The organism is Spirosoma sordidisoli (genome assembly GCF_004138325.1).
Taxonomy (GTDB): Bacteria; Bacteroidota; Bacteroidia; order Cytophagales; family Spirosomataceae; genus Spirosoma; species Spirosoma sordidisoli.
The window spans coordinates 680770-701211 of record NZ_SBLB01000004.1 but is presented as its reverse complement, the minus strand read 5'-3'; the positions used below and the strand labels follow the sequence as shown (position 1 = coordinate 701211).

31 protein-coding genes and 1 riboswitch are annotated in these 20442 nt (G+C 53.1%); all 31 genes read left to right on the top strand.

What is annotated here, in order from left to right; genetic code table 11:
* The first annotated feature begins 4 nt into the window (after positions 1-4).
* A complete protein-coding gene (locus EQG79_RS17890) occupies positions 5-1381 on the top strand; it encodes a M16 family metallopeptidase (RefSeq protein ID WP_129602931.1) in 1377 nt (458 codons plus the stop codon).
* A 337-nt stretch (positions 1382-1718) separates the two neighbouring features.
* Positions 1719-1936, top strand: a riboswitch (cobalamin riboswitch).
* 78 nt (positions 1937-2014) lie between these two features.
* Positions 2015-3961, top strand: a complete 1947-nt coding sequence (locus tag EQG79_RS17885) for a TonB-dependent receptor plug domain-containing protein (RefSeq protein WP_240699382.1) — start codon at positions 2015-2017, stop codon at positions 3959-3961.
* On the top strand, positions 3954-5048 hold the full coding sequence (locus tag EQG79_RS17880; protein WP_129602929.1) for a DUF5074 domain-containing protein: 1095 nt from the start codon (positions 3954-3956) through the stop codon (positions 5046-5048). Before EQG79_RS17885 ends, EQG79_RS17880 begins: the two co-directional genes overlap by 8 nt.
* A gap of 407 nt (positions 5049-5455) precedes the next feature.
* Positions 5456-6076 carry a 50S ribosomal protein L3 gene (gene rplC / locus EQG79_RS17875; RefSeq protein ID WP_077919298.1) on the top strand — a complete coding sequence of 207 codons (621 nt, stop codon included), beginning with the start codon at positions 5456-5458 and terminating at the stop codon, positions 6074-6076.
* Between the two features lie 3 nt (positions 6077-6079).
* The gene (rplD, locus tag EQG79_RS17870) at positions 6080-6718 is read left to right on the top strand and encodes a 50S ribosomal protein L4 (protein ID WP_077919297.1); all 639 of its coding nucleotides are present in this window, start codon (positions 6080-6082) and stop codon (positions 6716-6718) included.
* Positions 6715-7002 carry a 50S ribosomal protein L23 gene (gene rplW / locus EQG79_RS17865; RefSeq protein ID WP_077919296.1) on the top strand — a complete coding sequence of 96 codons (288 nt, stop codon included), beginning with the start codon at positions 6715-6717 and terminating at the stop codon, positions 7000-7002. Before rplD ends, rplW begins: the two co-directional genes overlap by 4 nt.
* Before the next feature lie 30 nt (positions 7003-7032).
* Positions 7033-7857, top strand: a complete 825-nt coding sequence (rplB, locus tag EQG79_RS17860; protein ID WP_077919295.1) for a 50S ribosomal protein L2 — start codon at positions 7033-7035, stop codon at positions 7855-7857.
* Between the two features lie 9 nt (positions 7858-7866).
* On the top strand, positions 7867-8145 hold the full coding sequence (rpsS, locus tag EQG79_RS17855; RefSeq protein WP_012930238.1) for a 30S ribosomal protein S19: 279 nt from the start codon (positions 7867-7869) through the stop codon (positions 8143-8145).
* Positions 8146-8223: 78 nt separating this feature from the next.
* A complete protein-coding gene (gene rplV / locus EQG79_RS17850) occupies positions 8224-8616 on the top strand; it encodes a 50S ribosomal protein L22 (RefSeq protein WP_077919294.1) in 393 nt (130 codons plus the stop codon).
* Positions 8617-8619: 3 nt separating this feature from the next.
* Positions 8620-9507 carry a 30S ribosomal protein S3 gene (rpsC, locus tag EQG79_RS17845; RefSeq protein WP_077919293.1) on the top strand — a complete coding sequence of 296 codons (888 nt, stop codon included), beginning with the start codon at positions 8620-8622 and terminating at the stop codon, positions 9505-9507.
* Positions 9508-9594: 87 nt separating this feature from the next.
* Positions 9595-10026 carry a 50S ribosomal protein L16 gene (gene rplP / locus EQG79_RS17840; protein WP_012930235.1) on the top strand — a complete coding sequence of 144 codons (432 nt, stop codon included), beginning with the start codon at positions 9595-9597 and terminating at the stop codon, positions 10024-10026.
* Between the two features lie 21 nt (positions 10027-10047).
* Positions 10048-10242, top strand: coding sequence for a 50S ribosomal protein L29 (gene rpmC, locus EQG79_RS17835; protein ID WP_129602927.1), 195 nt, complete (start codon positions 10048-10050; stop codon positions 10240-10242).
* Positions 10243-10254: 12 nt separating this feature from the next.
* Positions 10255-10620, top strand: a complete 366-nt coding sequence (gene rpsQ / locus EQG79_RS31560) for a 30S ribosomal protein S17 (RefSeq protein ID WP_077919291.1) — start codon at positions 10255-10257, stop codon at positions 10618-10620.
* A 3-nt stretch (positions 10621-10623) separates the two neighbouring features.
* Positions 10624-10992, top strand: coding sequence for a 50S ribosomal protein L14 (rplN, locus tag EQG79_RS17825; protein WP_077919290.1), 369 nt, complete (start codon positions 10624-10626; stop codon positions 10990-10992).
* Positions 10993-10995: 3 nt separating this feature from the next.
* A complete protein-coding gene (gene rplX / locus EQG79_RS17820; protein WP_077919289.1) occupies positions 10996-11358 on the top strand; it encodes a 50S ribosomal protein L24 in 363 nt (120 codons plus the stop codon).
* Positions 11359-11379: 21 nt separating this feature from the next.
* Entirely contained in the window at positions 11380-11934 is a 555-nt protein-coding gene (gene rplE / locus EQG79_RS17815) for a 50S ribosomal protein L5 (protein WP_077919288.1), read from the top strand.
* A gap of 12 nt (positions 11935-11946) precedes the next feature.
* Positions 11947-12216 carry a 30S ribosomal protein S14 gene (gene rpsN, locus EQG79_RS17810; RefSeq protein ID WP_077919287.1) on the top strand — a complete coding sequence of 90 codons (270 nt, stop codon included), beginning with the start codon at positions 11947-11949 and terminating at the stop codon, positions 12214-12216.
* Between the two features lie 91 nt (positions 12217-12307).
* The gene (gene rpsH, locus EQG79_RS17805; RefSeq protein WP_077919286.1) at positions 12308-12706 is read left to right on the top strand and encodes a 30S ribosomal protein S8; all 399 of its coding nucleotides are present in this window, start codon (positions 12308-12310) and stop codon (positions 12704-12706) included.
* A 14-nt stretch (positions 12707-12720) separates the two neighbouring features.
* A complete protein-coding gene (rplF, locus tag EQG79_RS17800) occupies positions 12721-13278 on the top strand; it encodes a 50S ribosomal protein L6 (RefSeq protein WP_077919285.1) in 558 nt (185 codons plus the stop codon).
* A gap of 121 nt (positions 13279-13399) precedes the next feature.
* Positions 13400-13753 (top strand): 50S ribosomal protein L18, encoded by a 354-nt coding sequence (rplR, locus tag EQG79_RS17795; RefSeq protein WP_077919284.1) that lies wholly within the window; start codon positions 13400-13402, stop codon positions 13751-13753.
* 16 nt (positions 13754-13769) lie between these two features.
* A complete protein-coding gene (gene rpsE / locus EQG79_RS17790; RefSeq protein ID WP_077919283.1) occupies positions 13770-14288 on the top strand; it encodes a 30S ribosomal protein S5 in 519 nt (172 codons plus the stop codon).
* Positions 14289-14299: 11 nt separating this feature from the next.
* A complete protein-coding gene (gene rpmD / locus EQG79_RS17785) occupies positions 14300-14479 on the top strand; it encodes a 50S ribosomal protein L30 (RefSeq protein WP_077919282.1) in 180 nt (59 codons plus the stop codon).
* Positions 14480-14575: 96 nt separating this feature from the next.
* Positions 14576-15052, top strand: a complete 477-nt coding sequence (gene rplO, locus EQG79_RS17780; protein WP_077919281.1) for a 50S ribosomal protein L15 — start codon at positions 14576-14578, stop codon at positions 15050-15052.
* A 33-nt stretch (positions 15053-15085) separates the two neighbouring features.
* A complete protein-coding gene (secY, locus tag EQG79_RS17775) occupies positions 15086-16408 on the top strand; it encodes a preprotein translocase subunit SecY (protein WP_077919280.1) in 1323 nt (440 codons plus the stop codon).
* Between the two features lie 5 nt (positions 16409-16413).
* A complete protein-coding gene (gene map, locus EQG79_RS17770) occupies positions 16414-17253 on the top strand; it encodes a type I methionyl aminopeptidase (protein ID WP_369822664.1) in 840 nt (279 codons plus the stop codon).
* A 7-nt stretch (positions 17254-17260) separates the two neighbouring features.
* Complete coding sequence (gene infA / locus EQG79_RS17765) at positions 17261-17479, top strand: translation initiation factor IF-1 (RefSeq protein WP_009284801.1); 219 nt, start codon at positions 17261-17263, stop codon at positions 17477-17479.
* A gap of 87 nt (positions 17480-17566) precedes the next feature.
* Entirely contained in the window at positions 17567-17683 is a 117-nt protein-coding gene (gene ykgO / locus EQG79_RS17760) for a type B 50S ribosomal protein L36 (RefSeq protein ID WP_009284800.1), read from the top strand.
* A 2-nt stretch (positions 17684-17685) separates the two neighbouring features.
* Complete coding sequence (gene rpsM, locus EQG79_RS17755; protein WP_077919279.1) at positions 17686-18063, top strand: 30S ribosomal protein S13; 378 nt, start codon at positions 17686-17688, stop codon at positions 18061-18063.
* Between the two features lie 108 nt (positions 18064-18171).
* Entirely contained in the window at positions 18172-18567 is a 396-nt protein-coding gene (gene rpsK, locus EQG79_RS17750; RefSeq protein ID WP_077919278.1) for a 30S ribosomal protein S11, read from the top strand.
* A 78-nt stretch (positions 18568-18645) separates the two neighbouring features.
* On the top strand, positions 18646-19251 hold the full coding sequence (rpsD, locus tag EQG79_RS17745) for a 30S ribosomal protein S4 (RefSeq protein ID WP_077919277.1): 606 nt from the start codon (positions 18646-18648) through the stop codon (positions 19249-19251).
* 180 nt (positions 19252-19431) lie between these two features.
* Positions 19432-20421 (top strand): DNA-directed RNA polymerase subunit alpha, encoded by a 990-nt coding sequence (locus EQG79_RS17740; protein ID WP_046577854.1) that lies wholly within the window; start codon positions 19432-19434, stop codon positions 20419-20421.
* Positions 20422-20442: the final 21 nt, after the last annotated feature.

The window sequence follows — 20442 nt, the reverse complement described above, 5'->3', positions numbered from 1 at the left end:
CGACATGAAAACAATTCTTACGCTCATTACGGCGCTTCTCTTCGCGGGTACAAGCCAGGCGCAGACTTTTAAAGTGCCACCGTATCAGAAACTTAAACTTAAAAACGGACTTACGGTCTACCTGATGGAGCAGCGCGAAGTGCCGCTCATCAACGTATCGGTAGTGTTCGATGCCGGGGCGGTGCAGGATGGGAACCGCTACGGGCTGGCCAACATGACCGCCGAGGCCCTGCTGTTCGGCAGCGCGAAATACACCAAAGCACAGCTGGAAGAAAAAGCCGAGTACGTTGGAGCCAGTATCGAGACCTATGCCGGTAAGGAAGTAGCCAAGCTATCGGCCTCTTTTGCGGTGAAAGATCAGGATCTGCTGTTCGATATCATTCAGGATGTGGTTACCAAACCGACGTTCGATCAGGGCGAATTTGATAAGTACAAACAGCGCCAGCTGCTGCAGCTCACCCAGCAGAAAGAAAGCCCGCGGGCCGTGGTGAACAGCTATTTCAATCGGTTTGTCTACGACGCTCACCCATACGCCAATCCCATTACCGGAACACCCTCGGCGGTGTCGGCCATTACCACCAGCGACGTTCGTCAGTTTTATCTTAAAAACTACACGACCGATCGGGCGGCTATTGCCATTGTGGGCGATTTTAACTCCGCCGACATGAAAAAAAGAATCACCAGCCTGTTCGGGAACTGGAAGACCGCAGCCGCTACAACGCCCAAACTGCCCGAACCGCAGGTAACGTTCGACAAAAACCGGGTGCTGCTGATCAACAAGGACGACGCCCGTGAAACAACGTTTCTGATCGGAGGCAAAGGCATCACGCAAAACAACCCCGACTTTATTCCGGTAACCGTTGTCAACACCATTCTGGGCGGTCGGTTTACGTCCTGGCTGAACGATGCGCTGCGGGTCAACTCGGGGCTTACCTACGGGGCAGGCAGCCGCTTTGGTACCTATCGCAACAGCGGTACGTTCGCCATCTCGACCTTTACCAAAGTCAGCACAACCACCGAAGCCATCGATCTGGCGCTGCACGTGCTCGACAGCCTGCACCGAACCGGTATCGACGAAAAGGTGCTCGAATCGGCCAAGAATTACGTCAAAGCCGACTTCCCGCCCCGCTACGAGTCGGCCAGCGAACTGGCTAACCTGCTGACCGATATGTTCAGCCTGGGTTTCGACGAGTCGTTTATCAATAATTTCCAGAAGAACGTCGACGGCCTGACCGTGGCCAAAACCCGGCAGATCATCGATCAGTATTTCCCCAAAAACAACCTGCAGTTCGTCCTGATCGGTAAAGCCGATGCCATTCGGGAAAAGGTAAAAAAATACGGGACGATCACCGAGAAAGAAATAAAAGCCGAGGGATTCTGATCAGATGCCAGCTAATACAGAACATGGCCGCCATAGTGATAACGCCTATCACCCCGGCGGCCATGTTCTGTATTAGCACCAGATATACCTGAGCCATGACCCCATGGCAATGACGTTCTGTGCCTTAGTAATTACACTCTGACTGTTGCACTTTACAGATCATCCCTGGCCCGTTAGGGCCTTCACAGCGCAGCGTCGGTAGCAACCATTCGAGATCATCCCTGGCCCGTTAGGGCCTTCACAGCGCAGCGTCGGTAGCAACCGTTGAAGATAATCCATGGCCCGTCAGGGCCTTTACAGCGTAGCGTCGGTAGCATTCGGGAGGAAAATTCTCTACCTTTACGCTTGAGTTTTCGGTGCCTGATGCTGCTTCATAGTAGCTTTCACGGCTTAAAAGGGAATCCGGTTACAGACCGGAGCTGTCCCCGCAACTGTACGTTTCACGGAGAACCGGTTCAATCCACATGGTCACTGTCACTGCCGAAGCCGGCAGAAGATGGGAAGACCCGAACCGGTGAAACAAGCCAGGAGACCTGCCGAAGACCATCCGTTGTTCTGGCGTTCGGAGGAAACGCCCCAACCGCGTGCCGGTCCGTTTTGACGGGCGGTGCCTACTTTTTTCTCGATGTATTGGTGAAAAAAATCCTGCATGAGCGGGCTATGCTGGTACTTGTCGGTCTGCTGATCAGACAGGCTACTATGGCCCAGTTCGTTTCGGTTCCGGCCGATTCGGGTCGGGTGCTGTCAGCCGTGACGGTACGGGCTATCGCGCCCGAGCGATTCCTGGCCGGGCAAAAGCTCCAGCGGGTCGATTCGGCTACGCTGCTCCAGTTCCGGTTCGGCGCGCTCACCGACCTGCTGGCGTTCAGCAGCCCGCTGGCGTTCCGAAATTACGGACCGGGTCAGCTCGCTACGGTATCGTTTCGGGGCACCTCGGCCAACCATACGGCCGTACTCTGGAACGGTATCAACATCAACCAGCCTAACCTGGGCCAGACGGATTTTTCGACCCTGCCCGTGGCGGGTTTCGACCGACTGGCGGTGCAGTACGGCTCGTCGGCCAGCGTAGTGGGGTCAGACGCCGTTGGAGGGAGCGTGCTGCTGAGTAGCGGTCCCGACTGGCGGTCCGGACTGGGCGTATCGCTGGGGCAGCAACTGGCCAGCTTTCAAAACAATCAGACACAGCTGGGGCTTCGCTATGGTACGCCGACCGGCCGGGTCTGGCAGCTATCGGGCAAGACACTGGCGTACCGCAGCCAGCTGAACAACCAGTACCCGTACGCCGAGCGACGCAATTATTTTGTTGAGCAGTCGCGCACAGGGCAGCGGGGCTTTATTCAGGACGTGTACCTCCGTCATCGGAACGGACGGCAGGTATCCGTCAATACCTGGCTGACTGATAATGATCTGGTCGTAACCCCCCAGGATACCATTGCCCGCGAACGCACCCGGACCCAGTCGGCCCGGCTGCTGGCTACCTACGAGGCCGACAGAACAACCCTGCGGCTTGGCTGGATACGCGACCGGTTCGATTACGCGAAAGGTAACTTCAGCACGCCCAGCCGCACCCGCACAGACCGATTGCTGGGCCGTGCGGAACGGGAGTTTCGGTTGTGGCCGGGTCGGAGTAGTCTGCTGACCGATCTGCGTATAGGGGGCGAGTGGTCACATTACCGAACCTATACCGACGGCTACGGAGGGCAGCTGATCACCGAAAACCGGCAGGATGTGTATGCGCTCCTGCGGATGCAGGCCACCCGCTGGCTTGTGTCGGCCACTATCCGTCAGGCCTTCGTAACGCGCTTCAACCCACCCCTGACCCCATCGCTGGGAGCCGAACACCAGATTATACGTCAGAATCGACTCACATTAACTGCCAAAGCATCGGCCGGGCGCAGTTACCGCGTACCCACGCTGAACGAACGCTACTGGGAGGGGCTGGGCAACCCGGACCTGCGGCCCGAAAATGGGCTGAACCTGGAAACGGGCCTTAGCCTGACCGCCACCCTGACCGATCAGTTGCGTATGACCGCCGATGTAACCGCGTACCGCAATCGAATCGACGACTGGTCGTACTGGAATCCGGATTATGGATACCGGGTCGAGAATCTGCAACTGGTCGTGGCCCGCGGAGCCGAACTGACTACCTCACTGGCGTACGATCATAAGGGGTGGCGGGCCGGAATCCGGGCGGGGTATGCGCTTACCCGTTCGGCCCAGCAGCGGGCCTATAGCACCTACGCCCAAGATGTGATCGACAAGCAACTTCCCTACGTACCCATCCATACGGGTACCATCAACGCCTACGTAGGCCGGGGCCCCACCCGCCTGACCGTACAGACCCAGGCTACCTCGCGCCGGTATATCACCTTCGACGAAAGCCAGTCGTTCGACGGAGTCAGCCTGACCAATGTGCTGCTGGAAAGTACCGTTCGTGTCGGTCCCGCATCGATTCGGGTACAGGGGCAGGCCAACAATGTCTTCGACGCGCTCCTGTTCAGCGTAAAGCGTAATGCCCTGCCCGGACGAAATTTTGCTATCAACCTGCTTATTAATTCATCGTTTGTTTCTCATGACTAATCAATTGACCAACGCACTCGTGACCAGCTTGTTGGCGGTCGGCCTCTGGAGCTGTAATACCACCGACCCGACACCGTCTCCCTACGAGTCGGGCGCTTATATCCTGAACTCCGGAAATTTTACGGACAACAACGGGTCCATCACCTTCCTGGCGCGCAACAGCACCAACCCAGCCACTGACATCTTCAACGCAGCCAACGCGCGGACGCTGACCGGCGGTTTGCAGGATTACACAGAAATTGACGGGAAAGGAATCATCCTGGTCGATAACAGTACGGCTGGGCAGGATAAAATCGAAATTGTCGAAATCGGTACCTTCAAATCGCTGACTACCCTGAAAGCGCCCGACGTAGAGAATCCGCGTTACGTTGTCCGGGCAGGTCTCAACAAAGCCTATATCACCTGCTGGGGAGCTACAGGCAGCGGAGCTAACTTCTTCGCCAGCCCCGGCTACGTACTGGTGGTGAACCTGGCATCGCGTACGGTTTCCAAAAAAATTACGCTGCCCAAAGGCGCTAACCGGATCACCGTGGTTGGCAGTGAAGCTTTTGTCGGCAGCGACGGGGGCGACCGGACCCTGACCGTAATTAATACCGAAACGGATGAACTGAAACAACCCGGTATCGATGTCGGGGTAAACACCAACCCCATTGACGTTGATGCAAACGGGCGGCTGTGGGCGTACGTGCAGGAGACCAACGAAATGGTACGGGTCAATACGGCCAGTAAAGTTGTCGACAAGCGGCTCAAGGTAGGCGGGTCGCCCAAAACACCGGGTTCGTTTGCGCTGAGCCAGGATAAGAAGACGTTCTATTTTGTCAACTCGTTCTACGACGCGGCTGATAACTATCGGCAGAAAGGGGAAACCTACCGCTTCGGCATCGATGATACCAGCATACCGGCTACGAGTCCGTTTATCGGGCGGCTGTTCAGTGGGCTGGGGGTTGATCCGCAAACGGGCATTATCTACGCCGGGGTAACACCTTCTTACAAGCAGGCCGGGTACGTAATCCGTTACCAGCCGGGTGGCGCGCTGATTGATTCGGTACGGGCCGAGATTGGTCCGTCGCGGTTTTTCTTCCGATAGGCCAATAGGCCAAATACTGTGAAGGAGCCAAGCTAGGTCGGGTTCGGTTATCCCAGTCAGAAAGTCGATTAAATTTTTGGAATATTTTTCTGTTTGTCAGACTAATTGTCTACTTTTGCACTCCCAAACTCGGCACACGAATCAACAACATACGAGGGTGAAGGTCTGCCTCGGCAGAAACCACATCTGACTTTTAGGCAAACAAACCTTGCATAGCGGGGTCTTGTCTGCCTGTTTAAGGTCAGGTGCAACGCGCCCGACCTTTTTTCATGTTGTTTGAGGGCCTGAAAACGAAGCAGATACTAGGAAGTATCCTACTATTTGCCTACTTTTGCGGCCCGATTTGGCAAGTCGCCGGGTCTGGAAACGAGTACCTTAAATTACCTGCTTACTTTAAACAAACACAAATGTCTGGTTTAATTGGCAAGAAAATCGGGATGACCAGCGTGTACAATGCGGACGGGCAGGCTCTGGCATGTACAGTGATTGAGACGGGTCCCTGTGTCGTAACTCAAGTTCGTAGCGTCGAGAAAGACGGCTACGCGGCTGTGCAACTGGGTTATGGCGAGCGTAAAGAAAAGCACACCAACAAGCCGGAGCTGGGCCACTTCAAGAAAGCTGGTACCACCCCGAAGCGCAAACTGGTTGAATTCAAAGAATTTGAGCAGGAGTTGAGCCTCGGAGCAACACTTACGGTAGCCGACGTTTTCAACGAAACTGATTTCGTTGACGTAGTCGGAACCGCCAAAGGCCGCGGTTTTCAGGGCGTTGTGAAACGTCATGGATTCGGTGGGGTAGGCGGTCAGACGCACGGCCAGCATAACCGGGGTCGTCACCCGGGTTCGATTGGCGCCTGTTCGTTCCCCTCGCGGGTATTCAAAGGCCTGCGCATGGCCGGTCGCATGGGTGGCAATCGCGTGAAAGTGCAAAACCTGCGTGTGTTGCGCGTAATGCCCGAGCAAAACCTGCTCGTTGTAAGCGGTTCTATTCCGGGGGCTAAGAATTCATACGTTATTATCGAGAAATAGGCCATGGAAGTAATCGTATATAACAGCAAAGGCGAAGACACCGGCAAGAAAGTTACCCTGCCCGAAGAAGTCTTCGGTATCCAGCCCAATCAGCACGCGATTTACCTCGACGTGAAACAGTATCTGGCCAACCAGCGCCAGGGTACGCACAAAGCGAAAGAGCGTGCTGAAAACGCCCACTCGACCCGCAAACTGAAGAAACAAAAAGGTACGGGTGGTGCCCGCGCCGGTAGTGCCAAATCGCCTGTATTCGTAGGTGGTGGTACGATCTTCGGTCCCCGTCCCCGCGATTATAGCTTCAAGCTGAACAAGAAAGTGAAATCGCTGGCCCGCAAATCGGCATTTGCCGTAAAAGCGCAGGCCGACAAGATTTCGGTTATTGACAGCCTTACGCTCGAAGCACCCCGCACGAAAGATTATATCCAGTTCCTGAATGACCTCAAGGTGACCGGTCGCAAAACGCTGCTGATTCTGCCTGACGTTAACCAGAACGTGGTTCTGTCGAGCCGGAACGTGCAGAAGACGAAAGTAACGACGGCTTCTCAGGTAAATACCTATGACCTGATGAACGCTGATCAACTGCTCATCAGCGAAGAAGCACTGACATCCATCCAAACGCTCTTCGACAACGCAAACTCATGAACGTACTGAAACGACCAATCGTCACCGAAAAGATGACGGACCTGAACAAGCAGGGAAAGTATGCTTTTGAGGTCGAGCTAAAAGCGAACAAACTCGAAATCGGCAAAGCCATCGAGAAGATGTATGGTGTTAATGTTTCTTCGGTTCACACCATGCGTGTGTACGGCAAGAAGCGGAGCAAGAACATCAACGGACGCATTGTAACGGGTAAGACCCCAACCACCAAGAAGGCAATTGTAACGGTGGCAGAAGGCGAAGTAATCGATATCTACGCTGACCTGTAAACCGGGCATTGCCCTACCAATTAATCAGTCATGGGAGTTAAAAAAATGAGACCAGTTACGCCAGGTACCCGCTTCCGGGTGGCACCTGATTTTGCGGAACTGACAGCCTCCAAGCCGGAAAAAAGCCTGCTGGAGCCCCTGAAGAGAACCGGTGGCCGCAATAGCGAAGGTCACCGCACTATGCGCTACATTGGTGGAGGTCATAAGCGGCACTACCGCATCATTGACTTCAAGCGCGATAAAGTCGGCCAGCCCGCCGAAGTTTTGACTGTAGAGTATGATCCCAACCGTTCGGCCCGTATCTCGCTGGTACAATACGCTGACGGCGAGAAACGCTACATCATTGCCCCCCAGGGTATCACCGTTGGCCAGACGATCATGTCGGGCGAAGGGTCTACGCCGGATGTGGGTAATGCTCTGCCGCTGAGCGCTATGCCAATCGGTACAATCGTTCATAACATTGAGCTGACACCCGGCAAAGGGGGCTCGATGGCCCGTTCGGCCGGTACATATGCCCAATTAGTTGGTCGTGAAGATAAATATGCTATCCTGCGGTTGCCTTCGGGCGAAACCCGCCGGGTACTGAGCGCAGGTATGGCTACGGTTGGTTCGGTATCGAACCCCGATCACATGAACGTGGTCATGGGTAAAGCCGGTCGTAACCGCTGGCTGGGCATTCGCCCCCGTACCCGTGCCGTCGTAATGAACCCTGTCGATCACCCCATGGGTGGTGGCGAAGGCCGGGCTTCGGGTGGTCACCCACGCTCGCGCAACGGTCAGATGGCCAAAGGTCAGAAGACCCGCAAGAAGAACAAGGCTTCGAACAGCATGATTATTAGCCGACGCAAAAAGTAACAGATAACAATGGCACGTTCACTCAAAAAAGGCCCATATATTGATTTTCGCCTAGACAACAAAGTCCAGGCGCAGAACGATTCGGGTAAGAAATCGGTCATCAAAACCTGGTCGCGTCGTTCTATGATCTCGCCGGATTTCGTTGGCCACACGTTCGCTGTTCATAACGGCAACAAGTTCATTCCGGTCTACGTCACGGAGAACATGGTAGGACACAAGCTCGGCGAATTCTCGCCGACCCGCAACTTCCGGGGACACACCGCGAAGAAAGACAAGGGCAAACGATAAACTAGCATAGGGTTTTGGGCAGCGGGCTCGGGTAACTTACCCCAACGCCCCTTCTCCCAGGCCCAAAGCCATACAAACATGGAAGCAGTAGCAAGACTTAAAGATGTGCCCACGTCGCCCCGTAAGATGCGGTTGATCGCCGACCTGATTCGGGGTCAGCGCGTAAGCCGGGCGTTGGGTCTGTTAAAATACCAGCCTCAGGCTAGTGCCGCTATACTACAGAAGGTGCTGCTGTCGGCAGTAGCCAACTGGCAGCAGAAGAACGAGGACGAGCGTATCGAAGACGCCGACCTCTATGTAAAAACGATCTTCGTCGACGGCGGTCCGATGCTGAAGCGTCTTCGTCCGGCTCCGCAGGGTCGTGGTCACCGGATCCGGAAACGCTCGAACCACATCACCATCGTGATCGACAGCGCAGCCCAGCCGGTGTTAGAGCAGGCAGAAGCACAAACCCCAGAAAACGAGAACTAAGAAATGGGACAAAAAATTAATCCAGTTGGCCTACGACTTGGTATTGTTCGGGGCTGGGAATCAAGCTGGTACGGCGGCAAAGAGTTTTCGGACAAACTCGTTGAAGACGAGAAAATCCGGAAATACGTAGCGGCTCGTATTCCGAAAGGCGCCATTGCGCGGGTCGTTATCGAGCGTACCCTGAAGCGCGTAACGCTGACCATTCACACAGCCCGTCCGGGTATCGTGATTGGTAAAGGCGGTGGCGAAGTTGACAAGATCAAAGAAGAGCTGAAAAACATCACGGGCAAAGACGTACAGATCAACATTTTCGAGATCAAGCGGCCCGAAATTGATGCCAAACTGGTTGGTGAAGCGATTGCTCAGCAACTGCAGGCTCGTATCTCGTTCCGTCGCGCCATGAAGCAGGCTATCCAGTCGGCCATCCGCGTAGGCGCACAGGGTATCAAAGTGAAAGTATCGGGTCGTCTGGGTGGTGCTGAAATTGCCCGCTCGGAGCAGTACAAAGAAGGTCGTGTACCTCTTCACACCCTGCGTGCCGATATCGACTATGCTATCTCGGAAGCGCAGACTGTATACGGCAAGATCGGTATCAAAGTCTGGATCTTCAAAGGTGAAGTCTACGGCAAGCGCGATCTGTCGCCAGCCGCTATGATGAGCCAGGCGCAGGCCGGTGAGCGGGCTGCTGGTGCCAACGACCGTGGCGATCGCCGGGGTCCGCGTGGTGACCGCGATGGCAACGACCGCGGTGGTCGTGGTCGTGGTGACCGCGGTGGCAACGATCGGGGTGGTAACAACCGCGGTGGCCAGGGTGGCGGCCGTGGTGGTAACAACCGGGGCGGTGGCCAGGGTGCTGGCGGTAACCGGGGCGGTGGAGGTCCAAGACGATAAATGAGTTTCAGTTTTCGGTTTTCGGTTCAGTGGTTGTGAAGCCCGGGCAGGAAACGGAAAACTGCAAACTGTAAACTTCTTATACAGATGTTACAGCCAAAAAGAACTAAATTCCGTAAGCAGCATAAAGGCAGGATTCCAGGTATCGCATCGCGCGGTCATGAGATTGCCTTCGGTACGTTCGGCATTAAGTCACTGGAGCCGGGTCGTATCACCGCCCGCCAGATTGAAGCCGCCCGTATCTCCGTAACCCGGGCCATGAAACGCGAAGGTCAGGTTTGGATTCGCATTTTCCCCGATAAGCCGATCACCAAAAAGCCGGCTGAAGTACGGATGGGTAAAGGTAAAGGTGCCCCTGAGTATTGGGTTGCCGTGGTAAAGCCTGGTACGATCATGTTCGAAACGACGGGTGTTGATCTGGCAACAGGCATGGAAGCGCTCCGCCTGGCCGCTCAGAAATTACCGGTTCGGACCAAGTTTGTTGTCCGGCGTGATTATCAGGAGCAAGTCGAAGACTAGTCCCCCTAAGCGACGAACAAAATGAAAAAAGAAGATTTGAAAGGATTGTCGGTCGATGAAATTCGTGCCGAGATCGGTGCCGAACAGAATCGTTTGCTGAAACTGAAGTTTGCCCATGCCGTGTCTCCAATCGAGAACCCCATGCGCATTCGCGAGAGCCGGAAGCGGATTGCTCGCCTGAACACCGAACTGACAGCTAAATCGCGGCAAGCCTAATAAGACACGACGATGGAAGAGCAACAAGCACCAGCACCACAGGAGGAAGCACAAGCCCCGGTGGTAGCAGCCACAGAACAGCCGCAGGCCGTCGCTACTCCCGCCAAAACGGGTGAGTCGACAACAGAGCGGAACGCTCGTAAAGAGCGGATCGGGCGGGTAACGAGCAACAAGATGCAGAAAACGATCACGGTTGCGATCGAGCGTAAAGTAAAGCACCCGCTGTACGGAAAGTTTCAGAAAAAAACGAAGAAACTGACGGTTCACGACGAGAACAATGACTGCGGCATCGGCGACACCGTCCGCGTTATGGAAACCCGTCCGATGAGCAAAAACAAACGTTGGCGTTTAGTCGAAATCATCGAAAAAGCGAAGTAAGCCATGGTACAGCAAGAATCTAGATTAGGAGTAGCCGATAACTCAGGTGCTAAAGAAGTACTGGTTATCCGCGTTCTGGGCGGTACGGGCAAACGGTATGCATCAGTAGGTGACAAGATTGTCGTCACGGTGAAGCAGGCCCTCTCGTCCAGCAATATGAAAAAGGGTACGGTTTCGAAAGCCGTTGTGGTTCGCACCAAGAAAGAAATCCGTCGGAAAGATGGATCGTACATCCGGTTCGAAGACAACGCTGCCGTACTGCTCAACAACAACGATGAGCCACGTGGCACCCGTATCTTCGGACCCGTAGCCCGTGAGTTGCGCGAGAAACAGTTTATGAAGATTGTATCGTTAGCGCCGGAGGTAATCTAAGCAATGGAAAAGAAAATAACGCTGCCGAAACATAAATTCCATATCCAGACGGGCGATACCGTTCTGGTCATTGGTGGAAACGCAAAGGGCCAGCGCGGTGTAGTGAAAGAAGTGATCGTTGAGAAAGATCGCGCCCGGGTTGAGGGTGTGGCCATGATCACCAAACACATGAAGCCGACTGCGTCGAACCCACAGGGGAGCCTGGTTAAAACGGAAGGATCAATTCACATCAGTAACCTGAAACTGGTTGATCCTGCTACGGGCGAGCCGACCCGTACGGGCCGCAAACTGAACGAGAATGGCAAATTGCAGCGGTACTCGAAGAAGACGGGTAACCTGATTCCAGACTCGTATCGTAAGCAATAACACTAAGCAAGGTCTAAGAAAATGGCAACGCCAAGACTGAAAGAAAAATATTTGAGCGAGGTCGTACCTCAGTTGAAAGACAAGTTTCAGTATAAGTCGGTTATGCAAGTACCGCGTCTGAGCAAAATTGTCATCAACAAAGGGATCGGAGCTGCCGTCGCTGACAAAAAGCTGGTTGATGTAGGCGTCGAAGAACTGACGACCATCACGGGTCAGCGCGCTATCCCGACTCTGTCGAAGAAAGCCGTCTCGAACTTCAAACTGCGGGAGAAAATGCCCATCGGTGCGAAAGTGACCCTGCGTGGTGAGCGGATGTATGAATTCCTGGATCGCCTGACAACGGTTTCGTTGCCCCGCGTTCGTGACTTTAAAGGCATCAGCGACAAGGGCTTCGATGGTCGTGGCAACTACACCTTCGGCGTGCAGGAGCAGATCATCTTCCCCGAGATCAGCATCGATAAGGTTTCCCGGATTTCGGGTATGGACATCACCTTCGTGACGACTGCCAATACGGATAACGAGAGCTACGAACTGTTGAAAGCAATGGGCATGCCGTTCGCCAAGAGTGGCAAATAATAACCAACCGACATGGCAAAAGAATCAATAAAAGCACGGGAGCGGAAACGCGAGGCATTAGTTGCCAAATACGCTGCAAAGCGGGCAGCCCTGAAAGCCGCCGGCGATTACATCGGTTTAGATAAACTGCCCAAGAATGCATCACCTGTTCGGTTGCACAATCGCTGCAAACTGACGGGGCGGCCCCGGGGTTACATGCGCAAATTTGGTATTTCACGGGTAACATTCCGGGAAATGGCATCGGCGGGCAAGATTCCGGGCGTAACTAAGGCAAGCTGGTAGTTTCCAGACCCTACTATCATTTGTAATTCAGTTTCCGTAATTTTGCGAACTCTTTCGGAAACAGGGGTTTGCAAGTAACGCAACGCTAAGAATGAATACAGATCCTATAGCAGATTATCTGACCCGCGTCAGAAACGCTATCCGGGCGAAGCACCGGGTCGTGGAAATCCCTGCTTCCAACATAAAGAAAGAAATTACGAAGATCCTGTACGAAAAAGGATATATCCAGAACTACAAGTTCGACGATAGCACTCCACAGGGAACGATTAAAATCGCCCTGAAGTACAACCCGACGACCAAACAGTCGGCGATCGTTGATCTACAACGCATCAGCCGTCCGGGTCTGCGTCAGTACCGGGGTGCCGACAATCTGCCGCGCATCTATAACGGGCTGGGTGTTGCCATCCTGTCGACCTCGAAAGGGCTCATGACCGACAAAGAAGCCAAAACGCTGAACGTCGGTGGTGAAGTATTATGTTACGTGTATTAATCCGAAATAGAACGATGTCACGCATAGGTAAGAAACCCATTGCCCTGCCCAGCAACGTAACGCTGACTGTGAACGATGATAACGTCGTAACAGTAAAAGGGCCTAAAGGAACGCTGACCCAACCGATTGACCCGGATATTTCGGTAGCCGTTGAAGATGGTCAGATCCAGGTGTCACGCCCCACGGAGCAGAAGCGCCACAAAGCGCTGCACGGACTGTACCGCTCGCTGGTCAATAACATGGTTACGGGTGTAAGCGAAGGCTTCAAACTGGATCTCGAGGTAATCGGGGTTGGTTACAAAGCGTCGGTTGCCAACAACATTCTCGAACTGCAGCTGGGCTACTCGCACAACGTGTACGTAGCCGTGCCGAGCGAGGTGAAAGTAACAGCCGTTACGGAAAAAGGTCAAAACCCGAAAGTATATCTGGAAGGATCAGACAAACAACTGCTGGGCGATGTAGCGGCCAAAATCCGCTCGCTGCGTAAAGTTGAGCCGTACAAAGGCAAAGGTATCCGCTTCATTGGCGAGCAGGTTCGTCGGAAAGCTGGTAAATCTTCGTCTAAGAAATAAGTCATTAGCTGGTCGTTACTTGTCCGGCTGTGGTACATAAGACTACGGCTCGTGACGATTACCGGCCGACAATGGCCATCCATGACAACTTAAATCGCCTATTTGGTCGGAATCAAATAACATGGCAACGAATAAACAAGAAAGAAGACAACGGATTAAGTTCGGTATCCGGGCCAAGGTGTCGGGTACGGCAGAACGCCCCCGTTTGTCAGTGTTTCGCTCGAATAAAGCGATCTATGCTCAACTGATCGATGACGTTGCCGGCAACACGCTGGCTTCCGCTTCCTCGGTTGAACTGAAAAGCGAGACAGAAGGTAACACTGTCGAAACGGCGAAAAAAGTCGGACAGCGGCTTGCCGAAAAAGCACTTGCCAAGAACATCGACGCCGTCGTGTTCGACCGTAACGGCTACCTGTACCACGGTAAAGTAAAAGCACTGGCCGATGCAGCCCGCGAGGGTGGCCTCAAGTTTTAAGCGATAGCGCGAAGCAATGAACACGAACGCAGCAAGACCGACAAAATTTAACGAAGCCGACCTGAAAGAAAAGGTGGTGGCCATCAACCGCGTAGCGAAGGTGGTGAAAGGTGGTCGCCGGTTTAGTTTCTCGGCCATCGTCGTCGTCGGCGACGGTAACGGCGTAGTTGGTTACGGATTGGGCAAAGCCAACGAAGTAACGGACGCCATTGCCAAAGGTGTAGAAGACGCCAAGAAGAACCTGGTGCAAGTGCCGCTCCTGAAGCGCACGGTACCTCACGAAATGGAAGGTAAGTTCAGCGGTGGCTTTGTGCTCCTGAAACCGGCCGCTCCTGGTACTGGTCTGATCGCGGGTGGTGCTATGCGCGCCGTTCTCGAGTCAGCTGGTGTACATGACATCCTGGCAAAATCGAAGGGGTCGTCAAACCCGCACAACGTAGTTAAAGCCACGCTTGATGCACTGCTGAAAATGCGTCTGCCTCACCAGGTAGCGTTCCAGCGCCAGATCAGCGTAGCCAAAGTATTTAACGGTTAACCAACAGCAACATGGCACGGGTACGCATCACGCAGATCAGAAGCACGATCAAGCGGCCGCAAACGCAGAAAAACGCCATCAAGTCGTTGGGCTTGGGCAAAATCAACCGTAGCGTTGAAGTTGAATTCAACGACGCAATGAAAGGAGCCATTAACAAGGTCCAACACTTAGTGCGGGTTGAAGAAATTTAAGTATCTTTGCGATTCTTTTGGCTTTCTGTCCGCGCCGACATCTCTGTCTGCGTCGTGACATAGGGTCAAAAGAATCATCTTTTTACTACTAACACAATGAACTTAAGCAACCTTAGACCGGCAAAAGGTTCCGTCAGAGAGCGCAAGCGAGTCGGACGCGGGCAAGGCTCGGGGATGGGCGGTACGTCTACCCGTGGCCACAAAGGAGCGCAGTCGCGCTCGGGCTATAGCCGTAAAATCCACTTTGAAGGTGGTCAGATGCCGCTGCAACGGCGTGTACCGAAATTCGGTTTCAAGAACATCAACCGCGTTGAGTACAAACCCCTCAATCTCGATTCGATCCAGGCTTTGGTTGACGAAACCAAGGTTACGGTCGTTGATTTTGATTTCATGGTAACGCACGGTCTGGTCAGCAAGAAGGACCTGATCAAAGTGCTGAGCCGGGGCGAAATTACGTCGGCCATTGAAGTGCATGCGCACGCCTTCTCTACCAGCGCTAAAGAAGCCATTGAGAAAGCAGGTGGCAAGGCCATTGTGCCGACAAAACCAGCTAAAGAGGAAGCAGCGAACTAACCGTGTGAGCGCGGCAACAGCCGCCGTACCTGTATGAACCGACTCATCACCACGTTTAAGAATATTTTTGCAATTGACGAGTTGCGGAGTCGAATCCTCAACACATTGCTTTTCATCACGGCGTTTCGCCTTGGTTCAGCTATCGTGTTGCCGGGTGTTGACCCCAACAAACTGAATCTGAACCCCCAGGGTCTGCTCGGTTTGTTAGACACTTTTTTAGGAGGTGCGTTCAGCAAAGCGTCGATTTTTGCATTAGGCATCATGCCGTACATTTCGGCATCGATCGCCATTCAGCTGTTGACGCTGGCTCTGCCTTACTTCCAGAAGATGCAGAAGGAAGGTGAGTCGGGGCGTAAGCGGTTAAATCAAATCACGCGCATACTGACCATCGGTGTAACAGCGGTTCAGGCGATTACGTACGTAAACACAACCATTCCGCAGGAAGCACTCCTGATTGATCGGGGCCTGTTTACCATTTCGTCGCTGTTTATACTGACTTCAGGTACTATTTTCTGCATGTGGCTCGGTGAGCGGATCACAGATAAGGGTATCGGTAATGGTATATCCATGATCATTATGATCGGTATCGTGTCGCGGCTTCCGGGTGCTATCATCGGCGAAGCTCAGTCGCGCGGATCATCAGGGGTGCTCCTGTTCGTACTTGAGCTGGTTGCCCTGTATTTCGTTGTCATGGGCGCTGTTGTACTGACGCAGGCCGTTCGCCGGATTCCGATTCAGTATGCCAAGCAGGTTATTGGAAACAAAGTAGTGGGTGGTCAGCGGCAGTATCTGCCGTTGAAGCTAAACGCAGCCGGTGTTATGCCGATCATCTTTGCCCAGGCGCTGATGTTCATTCCGGGCTACGTAGCCCAGCTGTTTGCGGATAAAAGCGACTTTGCCGCCAGTGTTCAGAACGCATTCGCCAGCTATACATCCTGGCAGTACAATGTGCTCTTCGCGCTGCTGATCATTGTCTTCACGTTCTTCTACACGGCTATCTCGGTTAACCCAAACCAGATTGCTGATGACATGAAGCGGAGTGGTGGGTTTATCCCCGGCGTTAAGCCTGGTATTCAAACCTCCGATTACATCGGAACCGTTCTGGACCGGATCACGCTGCCGGGGGGTATCATGCTGGCGATCGTGGCTATTCTGCCCGCTATCGCTAACCTGTTCGGTATGACAAGCGGCTTTGCCCAGTTCTTCGGCGGTACGTCGTTGCTGATCATGGTCGGTGTGGTGCTGGATACCCTGCAGCAAGTGGAGAGTTATCTGTTAATGCGCCGGTACGAAGGCCTGATGAAATCGGGTCGGGTACAGGGCCGGACAACAAGCGAGACGGCAGCAATAGCCTAAAGACAATGGCTGGTTCTGATAAAAAAGACAAGATGATTTTTCTGAGGAGCGATGAAGAAATCGCCCTCATCAAAATCAGCGCGCAGGTACTCGGAAAAGCGCATGCCGAAGTGGCAAAGCTGATCCGGCCTGGAGTCACGACAAAGGAACTGGATGTAGTTGCTGAAACGTTTATTAGAGACAACGGTGGTATCCCTTCTTTCCTGGGATTCAATAAATTTCCGGCTTCCCTCTGCATTTCGGTCAACGACGTAGTGGTTCACGGATTCCCCAGTCGGTATGAGTTACGTGATGGCGACATCATCTCGGTCGACTGTGGCGTAAAGCTGAACGGCTATCACAGCGATAGTGCCTACACTTACCCGGTCGGTGATGTAAACCCGGCGATTCGTCGGCTACTGGCCCGGACCAAAGAGTCGGTATACATTGGCGCTGAGAAAGCCGTAGAAGGTAATCGGGTAGGGGATATCGGTTTTGCTATTCAGACCTATACCGAGAAATTTGGCTACTCTGTTGTTCGGGAGCTGGTAGGACATGGCGTCGGTCAGGATCTGCATGAAGCCCCCGAAGTTCCTAACTACGGTAAACGCGGACAAGGGCCACGGCTACGTGAAGGTATGGTGCTGGCTATTGAGCCGATGATCAACTTCGGTAAAAAAGGCATCACCCAGGACAGAGATGGCTGGACAATCCGGACTATTGACCGGAAGCCTTCGGCCCACTTTGAACATACGGTTGCCGTACGGAAAGGTAAGGCTGAAATTTTGACCACCTTCGAGTACATCGAGGCCGTCACTGCTAACACGAGCCTGATGGTTGAAACACAGGATTTAGTAGCGGCTTAAAGCAGACATGGCAAAGCAGAATTCTATAGAACAGGACGGTGTGATTTTGGAGGCATTATCGAATGCTATGTTTCGGGTCGAGTTGGCCAACAAGCACGAGGTAATCGCTCACATCTCCGGCAAAATGCGGATGAACTACATCAAGATTTTGCCAGGAGACCGCGTAAAGTTAGAAATGTCGCCTTATGATTTAAGTAAGGCGCGGATTGTGTACCGGTATAAATGAGTTTACAGTTTTCGGTTTACAGGTTTCGGTTGGCTATCAATCGAAGTGTTGAAAACCGGAAACCAAAGACCGAAAACTTTTTAAACCATGAAAGTTAAAGCGTCGATTAAGAAGCGCAGTGAAGACTGCATCGTGATCCGTCGGAAAGGCAAGCTGTACGTGATCAACAAAAAGAATCCCCGTTACAAACAAAGACAAGGCTAAGCATGGCACGTATTGCAGGTGTTGATATCCCGGACAAGAAGCGCGGTGAGATTGCGCTGACTTATATCTACGGCATTGGTCGTAGCCGGGCGAAGAAGATCTTGACCGACGCTGGTATCAGTGTTGACAAGAAGGCCAGTGAGTGGTCTGACGATGAAGCGAGCGCAGTGCGTAACGCCATCTCGAGCGAATACAAAGTTGAAGGTCAACTGCGCTCCGAAGTTCAGTTGAGCATCAAGCGTCTGATGGACATCGGTTGCTACCGGGGTCTGCGTCACCGCAAGGGCCTGCCGGTTCGGGGTCAGCACACCAAGAACAACTCGCGTACCCGCAAAGGCAAGCGTAAGACAGTTGCTAACAAGAAGAAAGTAACCAAGTAATAAACTGGTCGCTCATGGTCATGCTGGATCATTTGACATCATTGGGTTGTTCATCAGCCGGTGGTAAGTAATGACATCCCGTGACACACTGACGATTACCTCAAAACAATGGCTCAAGCAAAACGCAAAGACAAAGCGAAAAAGCGGGTAGTAATTGTTGAACCCGTTGGTCAGGTACACATCCGGGCTACGTTCAACAACATTATTATTTCGATCACCAACATGAACGGCCAGGTTATCTCCTGGGCGTCGGCTGGTAAAATGGGATTCCGTGGTTCGAAGAAGAACACGCCCTATGCCGCCCAGACGGCTGCTCAGAACTGTGCTGCCGTTGCTCACGACCTGGGTATGCGGAAAGCCGAAGTATTCGTGAAAGGTCCGGGATCAGGCCGTGAGTCGGCTATCCGTACCATTCAGAACTCGGGTATCGAAGTAACTACAATCCGTGATATTACCCCGCTGCCGCACAATGGATGCCGGCCGCCAAAACGTCGTCGCGTATAATAACGGATGACATGAATAGGGGCAGGCGACATTTGGTTGTGTCTGTCCAATGTTTCACAATTATTCATTCATTAAAGAATGGCACGTTACACAGGGCCAAAAGCCAAAATTTCGCGCAAGTTCGGTGAGCCGATTCTCGGACCGAGCAAAGCGCTTCAGAAAAAGAATTACGGACCGGGTATGCACGGTCGGGGTCGTAAGCGGAAGCAGTCTGAATACGCACTCCAATTGCTGGAAAAGCAAAAAGTGAAATACACCTATGGCATTCTGGAACGCCAGTTCCGTGCCTTGTTCCACCGGGCTCAGGTTCGGGAGGGCATTACGGGTGAAAACCTGCTCAAACTGTGCGAAGCTCGTCTCGACAACACCGTTTACCGCATGGGTATCGCTTCGTCACGCCGGGCGGCTCGTCAGCTGGTGTCGCACAAGCACATCATTGTTGATGGTGAAGTAGTCAACATCCCATCGTATTCCCTCAAGCCAGGTCAGCTGATCGGCGTTCGGGAAAAGTCGAAGTCGCTGGAAGCCGTTACCTCGAGCCTGTCGGCCCGCAACACCAAGCGGTACAACTGGGTAGAGTGGGACGGTACGCAAATGACGGGTAAGTTCATCAGCTACCCTGAGCGCGACCAGATTCCGGAGAACTTCAACGAGCAGGCCATCGTCGAATTGTATTCGAAGTAATCGGGCTGGCAGAACTCCAAGGGGTTCTGCTGCCTTCATATATAGTTTACGGTTTTGCAGTTTTCGGTTGTGAACCTCGTAAAGGCGGTCGTTTGACCGGAACCATCCAACCGAAAAACTGAAAACTCTTTTTGAGTCTTCACGCCAAGGCAGAGAACTGCTGTAAACAATACGAAACGTATGTCCATTTTAGCGTTCCAAATGCCCGACAAAGTCGTCGTGGAGAAAGCCGACGACTTTCACGGGGTATTTGAATTTAAACCCCTTGAGAAAGGATACGGTGTAACAATCGGTAACGCGCTTCGGCGGATTCTGCTGTCGTCGCTGGAAGGGTATGCTATTACGAGCGTAAAATTCCCCGGTGTGCTGCACGAATTCTCGTCCATTGAGGGCGTCGTTGAAGATGTGACGGAGATCATTCTGAACCTGAAAATGGTTCGTTTCAAGAAGATCAACGACATGGTCGACAACAAAATTACGGTTAATATCAAAAAGCAGTCTGTTCTGAAGGCTGGTGATATATCGAAGTTCTCGCCGTCGTTCGAAGTGCTGAATCCCGAACTGGAGATTTGCCATATCGATGATACCCGGGATCTGGAGATGGAAATCTTCGTTGAGAAAGGCCGGGGCTACGTTCCTGCCGATGAGCCACGCGCCAATGAGCTGCCGTTTGGTCACATCCCGATCGATGCCATCTACACGCCGATCAAGAATGTAAAGTACAGCGTTGAGAACACGCGGGTTGAGCAGAAGACCGACTATGAACGGCTGCTGCTGGACATCGAAACCGATGGATCCATTCACCCCGAAGAAGCGCTCAAAGGAGCTGCTTACATCCTGATTCAGCACTTCATGCTGTTCTCGGATCAGACGATGACTTTTGAAACGGCTAAGCCGGAAGAAGAAAACGTCGTTGACGAAGAAGTACTGCACATGCGCAAGCTGTTGAAAACCTCGCTGGCTGATCTTGACCTGTCGGTGCGGGCTTACAACTGCCTTAAGTCAGCTGACGTTCGGACGTTGGGTGACCTGGTTCGGCTTGAGATTTCAGACATGATGAAATTCCGCAACTTCGGTAAGAAATCATTGACGGAGCTTGAGCAACTGGTTGCTGAGAAAAACCTGACGTTCGGTATGGACGTCGCTAAGTACAGACTAGACGAAGATTAAGATTTCGGGCCTAGGGCTTTG